This is a genomic window from Plantactinospora sp. KLBMP9567, from assembly GCF_033446045.1.
In the GTDB taxonomy this organism is placed as follows: domain Bacteria; phylum Actinomycetota; class Actinomycetes; order Mycobacteriales; family Micromonosporaceae; genus Plantactinospora.
Map to the genome: position 1 here is coordinate 22,968 of NZ_JAWQRR010000053.1, position 15,109 is coordinate 38,076.

The 15,109-nt window shown below is 73.4% G+C and carries 13 protein-coding genes; 7 read left to right on the plus strand and 6 right to left on the minus strand.

The features are described 5' to 3' along the window. Nucleotides 1–56: 56 nt before the first annotated feature. From R6Y94_RS38820 to groEL, 3 genes are read left to right on the plus strand one after another with little or no spacing between them, the layout of a single operon-like run. The gene (locus R6Y94_RS38820) at nt 57–1,373 is read left to right on the plus strand and encodes an MFS transporter (RefSeq protein WP_318401754.1); all 1,317 of its coding nucleotides are present in this window, start codon (nt 57–59) and stop codon (nt 1,371–1,373) included. 57 nt (nt 1,374–1,430) lie between these two features. Continuing rightward, complete coding sequence (locus R6Y94_RS38825; RefSeq protein WP_318401756.1) at nt 1,431–1,943, plus strand: hypothetical protein; 513 nt, start codon at nt 1,431–1,433, stop codon at nt 1,941–1,943. Continuing rightward, nucleotides 1,933–4,293, plus strand: coding sequence for a chaperonin GroEL (gene groEL, locus R6Y94_RS38830; RefSeq protein ID WP_318401758.1), 2,361 nt, complete (start codon nt 1,933–1,935; stop codon nt 4,291–4,293). Before R6Y94_RS38825 ends, groEL begins: the two co-directional genes overlap by 11 nt. A gap of 100 nt (nt 4,294–4,393) precedes the next feature. On the opposite strand, the gene R6Y94_RS38835 is transcribed toward groEL, so the two are convergent. Next, on the minus strand, nt 4,394–4,933 hold the full coding sequence (locus tag R6Y94_RS38835; protein WP_318401760.1) for a roadblock/LC7 domain-containing protein: 540 nt from the start codon (nt 4,931–4,933) through the stop codon (nt 4,394–4,396). 606 nt (nt 4,934–5,539) lie between these two features. Between R6Y94_RS38835 and R6Y94_RS38840 the strand changes: the two genes are divergently transcribed. Further along, the gene (locus R6Y94_RS38840; protein WP_318401762.1) at nt 5,540–6,061 is read left to right on the plus strand and encodes a hypothetical protein; all 522 of its coding nucleotides are present in this window, start codon (nt 5,540–5,542) and stop codon (nt 6,059–6,061) included. A gap of 937 nt (nt 6,062–6,998) precedes the next feature. Then, complete coding sequence (locus R6Y94_RS38845; protein ID WP_318401764.1) at nt 6,999–8,168, plus strand: hypothetical protein; 1,170 nt, start codon at nt 6,999–7,001, stop codon at nt 8,166–8,168. A gap of 13 nt (nt 8,169–8,181) precedes the next feature. On the opposite strand, the gene R6Y94_RS38850 is transcribed toward R6Y94_RS38845, so the two are convergent. From R6Y94_RS38850 to R6Y94_RS38870, 5 genes are all read right to left on the minus strand, one after another. Further along, the gene (locus R6Y94_RS38850; protein WP_234359474.1) at nt 8,182–8,814 is read right to left on the minus strand and encodes a hypothetical protein; all 633 of its coding nucleotides are present in this window, start codon (nt 8,812–8,814) and stop codon (nt 8,182–8,184) included. Between the two features lie 136 nt (nt 8,815–8,950). Further along, nucleotides 8,951–10,183, minus strand: coding sequence for a serine hydrolase domain-containing protein (locus R6Y94_RS38855; protein WP_318401766.1), 1,233 nt, complete (start codon nt 10,181–10,183; stop codon nt 8,951–8,953). A 97-nt stretch (nt 10,184–10,280) separates the two neighbouring features. Next, nucleotides 10,281–11,123 carry a hypothetical protein gene (locus R6Y94_RS38860; RefSeq protein WP_318401768.1) on the minus strand — a complete coding sequence of 281 codons (843 nt, stop codon included), beginning with the start codon at nt 11,121–11,123 and terminating at the stop codon, nt 10,281–10,283. 1 nt (nt 11,124) lies between these two features. After that, a complete protein-coding gene (locus R6Y94_RS38865) occupies nt 11,125–11,949 on the minus strand; it encodes an ABC transporter permease (RefSeq protein ID WP_318401769.1) in 825 nt (274 codons plus the stop codon). Next, nucleotides 11,946–12,845: an ABC transporter ATP-binding protein gene (locus R6Y94_RS38870; protein WP_318401771.1), complete on the minus strand. Its 900-nt coding sequence runs from the start codon at nt 12,843–12,845 to the stop codon at nt 11,946–11,948. The genes R6Y94_RS38865 and R6Y94_RS38870 overlap by 4 nt, the downstream gene beginning before the upstream one ends. 130 nt (nt 12,846–12,975) lie before the next feature. On the opposite strand from R6Y94_RS38870, the gene R6Y94_RS38875 reads away from it, so the two are divergent. Next, nucleotides 12,976–14,376 (plus strand): sensor histidine kinase, encoded by a 1,401-nt coding sequence (locus R6Y94_RS38875; protein ID WP_318401773.1) that lies wholly within the window; start codon nt 12,976–12,978, stop codon nt 14,374–14,376. After that, nucleotides 14,355–15,098: a response regulator transcription factor gene (locus tag R6Y94_RS38880; protein ID WP_412102983.1), complete on the plus strand. Its 744-nt coding sequence runs from the start codon at nt 14,355–14,357 to the stop codon at nt 15,096–15,098. The genes R6Y94_RS38875 and R6Y94_RS38880 overlap by 22 nt, the downstream gene beginning before the upstream one ends. Nucleotides 15,099–15,109: the final 11 nt, after the last annotated feature.

The following is a 15,109-nucleotide window of genomic DNA, read 5'->3' on the forward strand; positions in this document are numbered from 1 at the left end:
GCATCATGGCTGTCCGGCCACTCGTCCGGGGTCCCACCGGCCCGCAGACTCGTCGGGTGAGATCCCGCCGCCTGCACCCCGCCTGGGTAGTCGCCGCCGTCGCCTTCGTCGCGCTGGTCGGCGCCGCCGGGTTCCGGGCCACCCCGTCCGTCCTGCTGCACCCCCTGCACGAGGAGTTCGGCTGGCCGCTGGCCACCATCTCGGCCGCGGTCTCGGTGAACCTGCTGCTGTTCGGGCTGACCGCACCGTTCGCCGCCGCCCTGATGGACCGGTTCGGCATCCGGCGGGTGGTGGCGGCCGCGCTGACGCTGGTCGCCGCCGGCAGTGGGCTGACCGTGTTCATGCGGACCAGCGCGGAGCTGATCCTCTGCTGGGGCGTACTGGTCGGGCTGGGTACCGGGTCGATGGCGCTCGCCTTCGTGGCCACCGTGACCGGGCGGTGGTTCGTCAGGCGCCGGGGACTGGTCACCGGGGTACTCACCGCCGGTGGCGCCGCCGGGCAGCTCGTCTTCCTGCCACTGCTGGCGAACCTGGTCGAGGCGTACGGCTGGCGGACGGCCGCCCTGGTGGTGGCTGGCTCGGCGCTGGCCGTCGTACCCCTGGTGGGGTGGCTGCTCCGGGACCACCCGGCGGATCTCGGCCTGCCGCCCTACGGTGCGACCGAGGTCGTGCCGGCGCCGGCCCGGACCGGCGGGGCGGCCTCCCGGGCGCTCGGCGCGCTGCGCACCGCGGCCCGGACCCCGGCGTTCTGGCTGCTGGCCGGCGGCTTCGCGATCTGCGGCGCCTCGACGAACGGCCTGGTCGGGACGCACTTCATCCCGGCCGCGCACGACCACGGGATGACCGAGACCGCCGCCGCCGGCCTGCTCGCCCTGGTCGGGCTCTTCGACATCGCCGGCACCATCGCGTCGGGCTGGCTGACCGACCGGTTCGACAGCCGGGTGCTGCTCGCCGGCTACTACGCGCTGCGCGGACTGTCGCTGCTGGTGCTGCCGAGCCTGTTCAGCGGCTCGACCGAGCCGAGCATGCTGGTATTCGTGATCTTCTACGGGCTGGACTGGGTGGCCACCGTGCCGCCGACGGTGGCGCTGTGCCGGGAGTACTTCGGGGCCGGCGGTGCCGTGGTGTTCGGCTGGGTCTTCGCCGCTCATCAGGTCGGGGCGGCGGTGGCGGCCACCGGCGCCGGGCTGATCCGGGACCAGCTCGGCAGCTACACCCTGGCCTGGTACGCCGCCGGGGCGCTCTGCGCCGCCGCCGCGGCCTTCTCGATCCTGCTGCGCCGCCGCCCCGGCCCACCCGGCGGGCCGGACACGCCCGCCGCCCCCGCCACCTCGCTGGCCGGACGATCCGGGGCACCGGTGTCAGCAGGCTGACGGGACAGTGTCGGTAACCCGACACAACATTACTCATGGTTACGACACCATTACTCTATGAATGCTGGTGTGCTCACCCTGGTGGTTTCCGGGCCGGTCCCCGGTAGCGTGCACGGCGACGCCGAATCCGCCTCCGCGCTGGCCCGGGAGCTGCACACCCGGACGATCCTGCACGTCGTCCGGCCCGGTGTCGACGATCCGACGGCCCCGTCCGACCCCGACACACCGTCCGACCCCGAGGCACCACCCGAACTCGACGGATTGCCCGGTCGCGGCGACCTGCCCGACCTCGGCGGGTTCGGCGGCACCGGCGCGTTCGCCCGCAAGGGCGGCGGCGCCGGGTCACTGGCCGAACTCGTGGTCACCGGCCTCTTCTCAGCCACCACCGTCGCGGCGCTGGCCCAGGTCGCGGTCGCCTTCCTCGAACGCGGCGCCGCCCGGCGGATCACCCTGCGGGACGGCCGGCGCACCCTGACGATCAGCGCGCCCGGCGAGGACACCGAGCAGATGGTGGTCGAGTGGCTCGGCGTGCCGCCGACACAGAGCGGCCCCGGCTCCGGTGCGGATTAACCCGCCGGCCGGCCGTTACGCGCTGCTGGTCGCGGTCGGCGAGTACGACGACCCGTCGCTGGACCAACTCCGGGCTCCCGAGCAGGACGTGGAACGACTGGCGGCGGTGCTGGAGGACCCGTCGGTGGGCAACTTCACCGTGCGCACCCTGCAGGACGCCCCCGACCAGGAGGTACGCCGAGAGATCGAGGACCTGCTCACCGACCGGGTGAACGACGACCTGGTGCTGCTCTACTTCTCCTGCCACGGCATCGTCGACCCGTTCCACCGGCTCTACTTCGCCGCCGCCAACACCGTGCGGACCCGACCGGCCAGCACCGCCATCTCCCGCTCCTTCGTCAACGAGCAACTGGAGGCGTGCCGGGCCGCCGCCAAGGTCCTGGTGCTGGACTGCTGTTTCGCCGGTGCGTTCGCCGAGGGCTTCAAGGGTGCGCCGCAGGGTGCGCTGGAGGGCCAGGTCGGCCGGGGGTACGTGGTGATCAGCGCCTGCGACAGCTACGAGTACGCCTTCGAGTCCGACGGCCTGGTCGAGTCGGCGCCCCGTGGCTCGATCTTCACCGACGTGCTGCTGGAGGGGCTGGCGACCGGCGGTGCCGACCTGGACGGCGACGGCCGGGTCGGCGTCGACGAGCTGTTCCGGTACGTCCACGACGGGGTGGTCCGCCGCCGGCCGGACCAGAAGCCGAAGTGGAGCGCGTACAACGCCGAGCCGCACATCTATCTGGCCACCGTGCCGCCGACGGCCAACCTGCCCGCGGCCGGCGAGGGCCGGCCGGGCGGAGTGGTCGAGGCGACCGCCGCGGCGGTGCCCCGGCCCAGCAACTTCAACCGGCACCAGGCGATCGTCGCCCGCGGCTTCCGGGCCGGCGCCGACCTGGTGCGGCGTACCTTCGGTCCGCTCGGCCGGCGGGTGTTGGTCGAGGACGCCTCCGGGGCGTACCACGAGCTGGCCGACGCGGCGAGCGTGGTACGGCTGTTCACCGCGTACGACACCCGGGACGCGATCGGCGCCAGCTATGTCCGGGAACTGGTGGAGGGGGTACGGCACCGGGTCGGCGACGGCGCCACCACCACCGTGGTACTGGCCCAGGCCATGCTGGACGGTGCCTCGGCGGCGCTGCGGGCCGGCGCCAACCCGGTGGCGCTGTGCCGGGGGATCGAGTCGGCCGCCCTGGCCGTCCTTTCCGAACTCGGCGACCTGGCGGTGCCGGTGGAGACGAAGGAACAGCTCAAGATGGTCTCCACGATCGCCTCCGGCGACGAGGTGATCGGCGACCTGCTGGCCACCGCGATGGAGCGGGTCGGCAAGGACGGCGTGGTGATCGTCGAGGAGAGCAACCTCTTCGGGCTCGAACTCGAACTCACCAGGGGGACGAGGGTGCCGGCCGGGCACGTCTCGCCGTACTTCGTGACCGACCCCGAGGAGGCCGAGGCGGTACTCGACGACCCGTCGATCCTCATCGTCGACCAGCGGCTCTCCGCCGTACCGGAGTTGCAGCCGCTGCTGGACGAGGTCGGCCGGTCCGGCCGGCCGCTGGCGGTCTTCGCCCGGGACGTCCGGGACGCCGCTCTGACCGCTCTGATCGTCGGCAAGATGCGGCACACCCTCAACTCGGTCGCGGTCCGGCTGCCCTGGCCGGACGAGGAGCGCTGCACCGTGATGGCGGATCTGGCGCTGCTCACCGGGGCGCAGGTGGTCGGCGACGCCGAGGGCGGGCTCGCCGCCGCCACCGCGCAGGTGCTCGGTGGTGCCCGAAAGGTGATCACCACCCGCCGGGACACCACGCTGGTGGACGGTGCCGGCGATCCGGACCTGGCCCGGCGCCGGGTGCAGGGGCTGCGGGCCGAGTTGGCGCGGCGGGCGGCCGGGCGCGACCGGGAACTGCTGCGGGAGCGGCTGGCCCGGCTGGGCGGCGGGGTGGCGGTGATCCGGGTCGGCGAGTCGACCGAGGGGCAGCTCAAGAAGCGCAAGCGGCAGATCGACGACGCGGTACGCAACGCCAAGGCGGCCGTCGAGTGGGGACTGGTACCGGGCGGCGGGGCGGCCCTGCTCACCGTCGCCGGTCGGATCGGGCCCCGGCTGCCGCCCGGCGGTGACGAGGCGCTCGGCTACGCGGTGGTGGTCGACGCGCTGGTCGCGCCGTACGAGGAGTTGATGCGCAACGCGGGGCGGGACCCGGAGGCCGGACCGGCCGACCTGTGCCGCCGTGGTCCGGGGGTCACCTTCGACGTGGTGGCCGGGGCGTACGTCACCGCGCTGGACGCCGGCATCGTGGACGCGGCCGCGACGCTGCGCCAGGCGGTCACCGCCGCCGCCGGGGTGGTGACCCGCTACCTGATGATCGGCTGACCGCGTCACGGGTCTGCTGGGGGTTCCGGCCGGCGGGTGGTGCGGGAGTTGGCGGGTGGCCGGCGCCGGGTAAGCCCGGCGCCGGCCCCAGCCCATGCTGCTACGCGGTGCCGCCGACGTGCAGCAGGTCAGCGATCCGTTCGGCGACCGGTCCCGCCTCCAGGTGCAGCCACGACACGTTCAACCGGTCGTCGCCGAGCACGGCGAGCAGTACCTGGTCGCTCACCCCGTACACCGTGAAGTAGCCCTGGTGGCTGTGGACCGTCAGCTCGCGCAGCGGACCCTGTTGGAGCGTCAGGCCGCACTGCCGACCGAGCCCGAAGGTGGTCGCCGCGAGCGCGGCGAGGTCGAGCGGCTCGGGGCCGGCGGTGAGGTCGTGCAGGAGCAGCCGCCCGTCGATGCCGGCGAGCACGGCACCGCGTACTCCGGGCACCCGGTCCCGGAGCACACCCAACTCGGCGTGTACGGCCGACTGGCCGGAGCGGGGCTGGCCGGCGGCACCGGGACCCGGTTGGTCGAAGGCACTCTCGGGCAGGGCGTCCTCGCCGCCGCTGTCCAGTCGGGCCCCTGGAGAACGCCGGGGCAGCGGGCTGTCGAACAGGTCCCCTCCTCTGGCGTCCTGGAACTGCGTCACGGTCATCACCGCTCCTCGACCTGGCGCGCGTGGCGCGGGGCGGATGCGTGGTCAACCTGGGGGCAGGCCGGAGCAGCATGACGGATGGGTTCCTTGCCCGCGCGGGAACTCAGCGGCCGGATCGGCTGGTGCTTCGCCACTGACAGCGCCTCCATTCTTGGTGTGAACGTCACTGCCCGTAGTGCCATCACCGCTGAACGGCGAATGTGGGCGGCGGCCGGTCTGACGCGCGAGTTGCTCCTCGGAGGAGAGTGGCATGCCGTGGTGCAAGTTGCATCTCGCGAGACAGGTATTTGTCTGTGCAGCTAACTTACTGTTGACCCGTCCGCGATGGAACAGGGCGATACGACCGATGTTGCGCGGCATGGGGGGTCGTTCTACGCATCGCATCACTGCGCACAGTGACCAAAACGGAGTGTGATTGCACGTGGCGTCTGCAAACCGCAAATGCACGTGCGCTTCCCAGGTCATCACGGGATGCGAGTGGACGGCATCGAGGTGCTGTGCCAGAGTGCAAGGGAAGACATTTACGAATACAACTGTCTGATGCGCGGACGCGGGGAGAAGCGCGGTGTTGCCCATCACCGCCCTACGTGGAACAGGTGAGCGACCTTGATACCCCTCGGGGCGGGGTCGCTGCTCGAGTACCGGGTGACCGACGCGATGTGGGTCTGTGCCGGGGTCGTACGCGTCGCCCGGTCCTTCTTCTGCCTGACCGATCCCGATCCGCCGCCACGCTGGCACTGGCAGGCCAACGCCCGGGACAACGGGCTGGTCGGGGTGACCGAGGGGGCCATGCTGGTGCGTACCGGCTGCGGCGGCGGCTGGGTCAACCTCACCGTCGAGCTGCACGCCGAACGGCCGGCGGCGGAGACGGCCGGCTGGGACGACGCGGTCGAGATCTCGTACCGGACGGAGGTCGGCCAGTCGCACGTCCGGTCGGCGCGCGGCGGCGGTACCGACTTTCCCCGGGTCAGTTTCCGCGGCGCGGGCAGCTACCGGATCCGGGTGCACGCCCGGGGGCGGCACCCCTGCGTCGGCCGGCCCGTCGCCGGCCGTGTGGAGGACTACCTGTTGCAGGTCTGGCGGGCTCCGGTGGGGCGTACCGTCATCCTCCGGGCGGCCGGCGGATGACGGGCCCCCTCCTCGGGAGGCGACGCCCGCGCGGTGCCGAGCCGTCGTCGGTGGTTTCGGGCTAACCGGACGGATTGTCCGACATCGGGACCCGGGGCGACGACATGCTTCGCTGGTCGGTCCGCCGCGCGACCCGACGCCGGCGGGCCGCCCTCCGCCGGCGTGGCGGCGGACCGGTGGGGGGCGGTCATCGGCGCCACGTCGTCGGTGGCCGACCCCGGACAGGCCCCGGGGCGGGTGCCCGCAGTACGGCCGTCACCTTCCCCCGTAGTTGACGGCCGGCCCAGCCCGCCCCGGTGCCGACCCCTCCGCCACCTAATCGGTCCGGCTTCGCCAGCCGCTGGCGGGGGCCCGGACGATAACTGGGAGGTCAAGGTTTGGTTATTGAGGATATCCAGCAGGTCTCTCCGTGCTATACCGTGACCGGGTGAGAGTCGAGCGGCACTGGTGGAACGGCGATCGGGGTCCGCGCTCACGGCGCGACGTCTACATTCGTACGGATGGGCAGCTATGGGAAGTCGAGGCCCAGGTCGGGGGCGCCCAAGGGCGCTCGAAGGTGCAACAGTGCCCCGGTGAGGCATCCGCGCGCATTCTCGCGGATGCCTGGCTAGGTGGGCGCCCGGGTTGGCGAGAGATGGTGCTCTGAGCCGACCGCCGTCCGGGCTGGTCGCGCGTAGCTGTCTCGCGGCTCGATAGTCTTCTGGAAAGATCCGAGAGGCGGGCCACGCCGAGGGTGATGGTCACCCATCGGCGTGGAGTTGCGCGTCCACCCGGGCAGCGCGGGGTTCCGTTACCGGAACCGGTCGTGGTGGCCAAGGCACTTTCCGCGATCTGCCAAAGGAATTGCACCCCGGTTACCTCTTGCGGTTGCGTCAAGTTACCATCTAAGCACTCATGGTGATCAATGTCTTGACGACGATCAGCGGGGTGAGGGTTCGTGGCGCGGGACCTTGACGGGCGATCGGGCGGAATGCGGCGGCGGATCGCGGATCTCGACCGCAGCCTGCTGCTGCACTGCCGGACCAGCCAGGTCACCCAGGCGGCCGAGGTGGCCGACCGGAATGGCGGCGGCCTGGTCGTCACCGCCGACCGGGGCAACCTGCGCGGCTGCCTGGGCCGGGCCCGGCACCTGCGGGAGGTCGACCACTACCGCCGGCCGGTGCTGCTCGACGCGGCCCGGTACGCCGGAGACGGCCGGCTGCCCGCAGCCGCCCCGTTCGACCCGCGGTGGATCGACTGCCAGCGGGACCTCGGGCTGCCGGTGCTGACCGACTCGGGTTACCTGGACCGGGACGACACCGCCGGCCTGGCCGGGATCCTCGAACGGGCCGCCCGGCTCGGTGACGCCATCGCGCTGCTGCCGATGCACCCGGGCTGGCTCGCCGACCGGATCGCCCGACAGACCCTGGTCCGCTATGTGGCGGCGGTCGGCGTACCGGTGGCGGTGGTGGTGGAGGAGTCGGCGAACCCGTTCACCCCGGCCAGTACGGTGCGGGGGCTGCTCCAGTTGCTCGGCTGCGGCGTACCGGTGCTGGTGCTCCGGGCCGACCTGCCGGTGCTCGGAGTGCTCTGCTCCGGGGCGACCGCGGTGGCGATCGGCACCGAACCCGCGCTGCGCCGTTTCGACCCGCGCCGGCCCGCCGGATCCCGGCCACCGACCGGGGTACCCCGACCGTCGGCGGTGGTCCGGCAGTGCCTGTCGTACGCGCCGCTGCCCGAGATCGAGGCCACCATGCGCCGGTACCCGGACAACGGGATGTGGCACTGCGACTGCCCGACCTGTGCCGGCCGGGGCCTCGACTGGCTGCTGGACCGGCCGGACGACGAGCGGAGCCGAACCGCGTTCCGGCACTCCGTCGACGTCCTGCTCGACCTGCGCGCGGAGTTGACCGGGCCGTCCGTGCAGCTCGGCGAGTGGAGCTGGCGGGCCCGCTGTGCCGCCGCCGCGTCCCGACGGCGCGAGGTGGGCTGGGACCTGCTGCCGATGCTGGACCACTGGCAGCAGGCGGTCGGCCCGCCGAGCACCTCCCGGCCGCCCGCACCGACCCGCCGGGCCGGCGGGTCGAGCCGGTTCTCCCGGGCGACGACCCCCCGATCGGCGGCCTGACCGGCGCGCGGGATCAGGCCAGCGCCATCCGGGCCCAGCGGCTCGGGCTGAGCGTGAGCACCCGGAACGGGCAGTGCCGGTCGGTGAGCAGCGTGTACGCCTCGATCGCCCGCTCGGCCGCGTCCTGGGCCTGCTCGGCCGGGGTCATGCCCCGGCCCCGGTTGCGGAACAGCGCGCCGTAGAAGGCGGAGCAGAAGACGCCGCTCTCGTGCCAGCCGATCTGTGCCGAGGTGCCGATGTAGGTGACCTCGTCCTGGAGGCAGTCCCGGACCGCCTTCTGCCAGGCGCCGGTGCCGGTCCGGCAGCCGTCCGCGAGGATCGCGTGCGCCGAGATGCCCCGGCCCCGGGCGGCCGCCTCCTCGCCCAGCGCCTCCAGCGAGATCTTCGTCCGGCCGTCGCTGCTGGCGAAGGTGGGGGTACTGCTGTGGTCGCCGTGCGCCATCACGTGCAGCACGTCGCAGGAGGCGGTGAAGGCGGTCAGTACCGTGTCCGGGTCCCGGGAGCGGACGAAGTCGATGTCGACGATCGGCTGCTGGTGCTCGGCGTTGATGTTCTGCAACGTGGACTGCACGAACGTCATCGCCGCGTCGAACGACGAGTCGAGCCCGATGTCGAGCAGACTCACCCGCTTCGCCCTCATCGCCATGGCGAACCTCCCCCGGATGCGATCAACACGCTACCCCTGCCCCGCCAGCCCCGCCGGCCCGGCGATGCCCCGAGCGGCCCCTTCTGGCCGGCGACGCCTGGCTGTGCGGCGACGCGGGCCGACCCCACCGGCCGGGTCAGTCGACCAGGGCCGCGTAGACGAGCTGGCGCAGCTCCGCACGGAGCGGATGGGTGCTGGAGGGGACGAGCTGGGTGAAGAGCAGCGCGGTCACCTCGTCGACCGGGTCGACCCAGAACGCGGTACTCGCCATGCCGCCCCAGTAGAACTCGCCCGCGTTACTCGGGGTACGGCTCGGCACCGGATCGAGTACCACCGCGAAGCCGAGCCCGAAACCTATGCCGTCGAAGGTGGTCTCGGCGAACCCGCCGGTCGAGAGCCGTCCCAGGTCCTGCCCCTCCGGCAGGTGGTTGCGGGTCATGAACCGGACCGTACGCGGACCGAGCAGGCGTACCCCGTCCAGCTCTCCGCCGCGCAGCAGGAACTGGGTGAACCGGTGGTAGTCGGCCGCCGTGGAGAGCAGGCCGCCACCGCCGGAGAGCAGGGCCGGCTTCTTGTGCGCCAGCGCGCCGACCTGGTCGTACCGGACCGCCTGGCCGGTCGTCGGGTGCGCGGCGTAGCAGGCGGCCAGCCGGTCCGCGTCGGCGCCCTCGGCCCACCAGCCGGTGTCGGTCATGCCGAGCGGACGGAGGATGCGTTCGGTGAAGAAGACGTCCAGCGACTGGCCGGAGACCACCTCGACCAGCCGGCCGAGCACGTCGGTGGCGACCGAGTAGCCCCAGGCGGTGCCGGGCTGGAACAGCAGCGGCAGCCGGGCCAGGCCCTCGGTGGCGGTGGCCAGGTCGAAGTCCGACGGGGGATAGAGGTCGAACCCGGCGGCCCGGTACAGCCCGTCGACCACCGAGGTCTGTAGGAAGCCGTAGGTCAGCCCGGCGGTGTGGGTGAGCAGGTGCCAGACCCGGATCGGCTCGACCGCCGGCACCGTGTACGGCTTGAGCGCCGACCCCCGGTCGTAGACCCGGACGTCGGCGAACTCCGGCAGCCAGCGGCTGATCTCGTCGGTGAGCTGGAGCCGGCCCTCCTCCCAGAGCATCATCGCGGCGACCGAGGTGACCGGCTTGGTCATCGAGTAGATCCGCCAGAGGCTGTCGGACTCGACCGGCAGCCCCGCCTCCCGGTCCCGCATGCCGTAGGTCGAGGAGTGGGCGATCTCGCCCCGCCGGGTCACCACGATCTGCCAACCGGCCAACTGCCCCGCGTCGACGTACCGGGCGAAGTGGTCGTCGACGCGGGCCAGCCTGGCCGGGTCGAAGCCGACCTGGTCAGGGTCGACGCTGCGCTGGAGGCTCATTCGGCGAACCATACTGCCGGCTCGGAAAGGGCGGCAACGACCATCGGCTGTCGGTCACGGCACACCCCGGCCCCGGTCGGCACGGTCGGCCACCGGGTCAGCCGGGCTCCGCCGGCCGACCGACCGATCCGTCCCCGGGCTCTCCGGGCGGTCGGGTCCGGCGCCAGTACTGCCGCTTGCCCTCGTCCCGGACCACCACGCCGAGCGGGACCAGTTCGGTCCGCAACTCGGCCACGTCCGCCTTGTCACCCTTGTCCAGCGCCCGCTGCCGGGCCTTGAGCAGCGAGTTCGCCCCGGGAGGCAGCTCCGGGCCGCCGTCGGTCCAGCGCCGGAAGTCCGCCCGGTACGGGTCGCCGTCGGCGTACCAGCGGTAACCGTACGCCTCGAAGGCGACCCGGAGCCGGTCGGCCGGAAGGTCCGACGGCTCCCGGGCCAGCTCCTCGGCGGCGGGCCCGAGCAGGACGAGCCGCTTGCCGTCCCGGAACGCCCCGGTGATCTCGTCCCGGCCGATGCGCCGGGTGACGGTGCCCCGCACCAGGGTCACCCCGTCGGCGGCGACGGTGACGGTCAACCGCTCGGCGGCGGCGATCCCCGCCAGGAGCAGCCCGCCCAGCGTGCCGAGGACCAGGGCGCCACCGGTGGCCCAGGGCTCGTCGATCGCATCGATCAGCATGAACGGGCCGCGCATCGGGATCCAGCGCAGCGACGCCAGCCAGCCCGCCGAGAACTGCACCAGCCAGAGCAGCGCGGCGCCGAGCGGCGGGCAGAGGATCCAGACCAGGGCCACCCGGCCGGCCGGCTCGGCCACCACCGTCGGCTCGCCGGGCGCCGCCGCCGGGGTACGGCCCGGGGCGGGTTCGCCGGACGACCCGGTACGGCCCGGGGCGGGTTCGCGGGCCGGCGGCCGGGTGCGGTCCGGCGGGGTCGCGTCGGCGGGCACCTCAGGACACCTCCCGGCGTACCGTCCGGATCAGCCCGCCGAGCAGCGGCACCAGCACCCAGACCGCGACCGAGACACCGAGCCGGGCCCACTGGCCGCCGTCGAGGTGCCCGGGGTTCGGCGGCTCGACCAGCGCGGCCGTGGTGAGCCCGGTGTCCAGCCACTCGGCGGCACCGTGCAGCCGCTCGATCATCCCGCCGAGGGTGGACCAGGCGATCGGCAGCACCAGGGAGAGCACGATCGCCAGCGGGGTGCTCTGGAGCAGCAGGCCGAACGCGATGCCGAGGAGCACGTTGACCACCTGGAAGACCGCCGCGCCGACGAACGCCGACCCGTCGGTGGACCAGGACCCGCCGTCGCCGGTCAGTCCGGCGATCATGGTGCCGACCGCCGCCGTCGCCAGGCTGGCCGCCACGGAGATCAGCGCCGCGACCACCCCGGCGCCGAGCTTGGCGGCCACCACCCGGTGCCGCTGCGGCACCAGCGCGAAGGTGGTCAGCACGGTGCGCTGGGAGAACTCGCTGGTGACCAGCAGGATGCCGAGGATCGGCAGCAGGATGCCAACCGGGATCTGGGACAGTGCGAAGAGGTTCTCGAACCGCTGGTCGGGGTCGGGCGCGGTGAAGAGCAGCACGGCCACGATGATCGCCGCGACCAGGCCGATGGTGATCAGCAGCCAGTAGCCGGCCCGGGTGTCGGCGAGTTTGCGCAGCTCGACCAGGGTCAGCCGGAGCAGCGTCGGCCGGCCGGAGGCGTCCGGCCGGTGCGCCCCGGAGTCCCGGTCCTGCGGCGCCAACTCGGTGCGCGTGGTGGCATCGGTGGTCATCTCACGGCCTCCCGGGCGGATTCGCCAGCGGTCAGGGTCAGGAAGATCTGCTCCAGGCCGGCGCTCTCCGCCGGCCGGAGTTCCAGCAGCGCCACGCCGGAGTCGGCGGCGGCCTGTCCGACGGCGCCGGGGTCGGCCCCGACGAGGAGGCCGCCGTCGGTGCCGGACCGTACCGGCAGCCCGGCCCGGTCCAGGGCACCGCGCAGCGCCTCCGGGTCCCGGGCCCGGACCAGCGCGCCCGCGCCGGCCAGCAACTCGTCCTTGCTGCCCTGCGCGACCACCCGGCCGGCACCGATCACCACCAGCCGGTCGGCCACCGCCTCGACCTCGCGGAGCAGGTGCGAGGAGAGCAGCACCGTGCCGCCCCGGTCGGCGAAGTCGCGCAGCAGGCCGCGCATCCAGAAGATCCCCTCCGGGTCGAGGCCGTTCGCCGGCTCGTCCAGAATCAGCACCCGGGGGTCGCCGAGCAGCGCCTGTGCCAGGCCGAGCCGCTGGCGCATCCCCAACGAGTACGCCCGGACCCGTCGCCGGGCCGCGACCGCGTTCAACCCGACCTGGTCGAGGCACTCGTCTACCCGGCGCCGGGAGACCCCGATGGTGCGGGCCGAGAGCATCAACGTCTCCCGCCCGGACCGGCCCGGGTGCTGCGCACCGGCGTCGAGTAGTAGCCCGACCCGCCGACCCGGGTTCGGCAGCCGGCGGTAGTCGACCGACTCGACCGTGGCGGTGCCGGCGGTCGGCGGGGTGAAACCGCAGATCATCCGCATGGTGGTGGACTTGCCGGCCCCGTTCGGGCCGAGGAACCCGGTCACGGTGCCCGGTTCGCAGCGGAACGAGACGTCGTCGACCGCGGTGTGCCGGCCGTACCGTTTCGTCAGGTGTTCGACACTGATCATGCAGTCGAGCCTGCCGGGGCCGGCGGGTCGGGCGCTGCGGCCCGGAGTCCATAGCCGGCGACCTTCGGCTACTTCCAGACCTCGACTTTGGTCGGTGTCCGGTGCCGACGCCGGTTCGTACAGTTGGCAGATGACTGGTGTGGCGGCGCGCCCCGAGCATCCCTGGCTGCTGCCGGCCACCCTGACCGCCGACCCGGCCACCGGCCGGCCCCGGCCCCGCCGGTCGACCCGGGACTGGATCGTCGACACGATCTGCTTCCTGATCGCCTCCGGATACGCGTTCATCGCCTTCTGGGACGTGCTGAGCCCGCGGCCGACCCTGGTGGCGGACCGGGCCGACTCGGAACTCGCGGTCGCGATCGACTCGGTACTGACCACCGCGCTCTGCCTCGCGCTCTGGGTACGCCGCCGCTGGCCGGTCGCGCTGGCCGCCGCGGCCCTGCCGGTGGCGCTCTTCTCCACCCCGTCCGGTATCGCCACGCTGATCATCCTGCTGACCCTGGTGGTGCACCGGCCGCTCTCGGTGGCCGGCCCGCTGGTCGCGGCGCACCTCGGGGTCGCGGTGCTCTACGAGTACCGGAATCCCGACCCGACCGACGGGCCGTGGATCGGGATGGCGCTCAGCGGGGTACTGACCGCCTCGGTGCTGGCCTGGGGGATGTTCATCCGGGCCCGGCGGCAGCTCGTGCTCTCCTGGCGGGACCGGGCGTACCGGGCCGAGGCGGAGCAGCGGTTGCGGGTCGAGGCGGCCCGGCGGCTGGAACGGACCCGGATCGCCGGCGAGATGCACGACGTGCTTGCGCACCGGATCTCGCTGCTCAGCCTGCACGCCGGAGCGCTGGAGTTCCGGCCCGACGCGCCGCCGGAGGAGATCGCCCGGGCGGCCGGGGTGATCCGGACCAGCGCGCACCAGGCGTTGCAGGACCTGCGCGAGGTGATCAGTGTGCTCCGGGAGGACCCGCCGGAGGGCGGGGCGGAGCAGGAGCAGGCGGTCGAGCCGACACCGTTGTCCGACGGCTGGGGCGCGGCGCCGAAGGCGTACCCGCCGGACCCGCCGTATCCGCCGGTGCCGCTGCCGGCGGCCGGGGAGCCGGATCCGCCCGTTCCGCCGGCCCGGACGCCGGAGCGGCCGCAGCCGACCCTGGACGACCTGCCGGCCCTGGTGGCCGAGTCCCGGGAGGCGGGCATGCGGGTGGACCTGCGTACCGAGTTGACCGCCACGGAGACCGCGCCGGCCGGGCTCGGGCGGGGGGCGTACCGGATCGTGCAGGAGGGGCTGACCAACGCCCGCAAGCACGCTCCGGGGACCAGCGTGCTGGTGACCGCGCGGGGACGGCCGGGGCTGGGGCTCAGCGTCGAGGTACGCAACCGGTGGCCGGTCGGCCAGCCGGCCGGACCCCGGATCCCGGGTACCGGCACCGGCCTGGTCGGGCTCGGTGAACGGACCGCGCTGCTCGGCGGGTGGCTGGAGCACGGACGCACCGACTCGGGTGACTTCCGGCTGGCTGCCTGGCTACCGTGGCCATCGTGAGCGGGGGACACGTCGATCCGGTTCCGGGATCGCCGCCGGAGCCGCCGGCCGGTCCGGTACGGGTGCTGATCGTCGACGACGACGCGCTGGTCCGGGCCGGGCTGTCGATGATCCTCGGCGGTGTGCCGGAGCTGCTGGTGGTCGGCGAGGTGGCCGACGGCAGCGAGGTGCTGCCGGCGGTCGCCGCACACCGCCCCGACGTGGTGCTGATGGACATCCGGATGCCCCGGATGGACGGGCTGGCCGCCACCGAGGCGCTGCGCCGGCTGCCGCACCCGCCGGAGGTGCTGGTGCTGACCACCTTCGACGTCGACGAGTACGTGCTGCGGGCATTGCGGGCCGGTGCCAGCGGCTTCCTGCTCAAGGACACCCCGCCGGTCGAGATCGTCGCGTCGATCGGCCGGGTCGCGGCCGGCGAGGCGACGCTCTCCCCGACGGTCACCCGCAAGCTGATCGCGCACGTGACCGGCGCTGGTACGCCGGCCCGGCGGGACGCCGACCTCCGGCGGGACCGCGCGGTACGCCTGCTCGACGGGCTGAGCGCCCGGGAGCGGGAGGTCGCGGTCGCGATCGGCCGGGGCTGGTCCAACGCGGAGATCTCCGCCGCGCTGTTCATGAGTGTGGCGACGGTGAAGGCGTACGTCTCCCGGCTGCTGACCAAGCTGGAGCTGACCAACCGGGTCCAGGTGGCCCTGCTCGTGCACGACGCCGAACTGGTCTGACCCGGGCCCCG

Excerpts from the sequence above, each read along its gene's own strand:
- R6Y94_RS38825 (WP_318401756.1), top strand. The coding sequence starts at position 1,431 with ATGAATGCTGGTGTGCTCACCCTGGTGGTTTCCGGGCCGGTCCCCGGT.
- R6Y94_RS38870 (WP_318401771.1), bottom strand. The coding sequence starts at position 12,845 with ATGATCAGTGTCGAACACCTGACGAAACGGTACGGCCGGCACACCGCG.
- R6Y94_RS38875 (WP_318401773.1), top strand. The coding sequence starts at position 12,976 with ATGACTGGTGTGGCGGCGCGCCCCGAGCATCCCTGGCTGCTGCCGGCC.
- R6Y94_RS38850 (WP_234359474.1), bottom strand. The coding sequence starts at position 8,814 with ATGGCGATGAGGGCGAAGCGGGTGAGTCTGCTCGACATCGGGCTCGAC.
- R6Y94_RS38865 (WP_318401769.1), bottom strand. The coding sequence starts at position 11,949 with ATGACCACCGATGCCACCACGCGCACCGAGTTGGCGCCGCAGGACCGG.
- R6Y94_RS38835 (WP_318401760.1), bottom strand. The coding sequence starts at position 4,933 with ATGACCGTGACGCAGTTCCAGGACGCCAGAGGAGGGGACCTGTTCGAC.
- R6Y94_RS38855 (WP_318401766.1), bottom strand. The coding sequence starts at position 10,183 with ATGAGCCTCCAGCGCAGCGTCGACCCTGACCAGGTCGGCTTCGACCCG.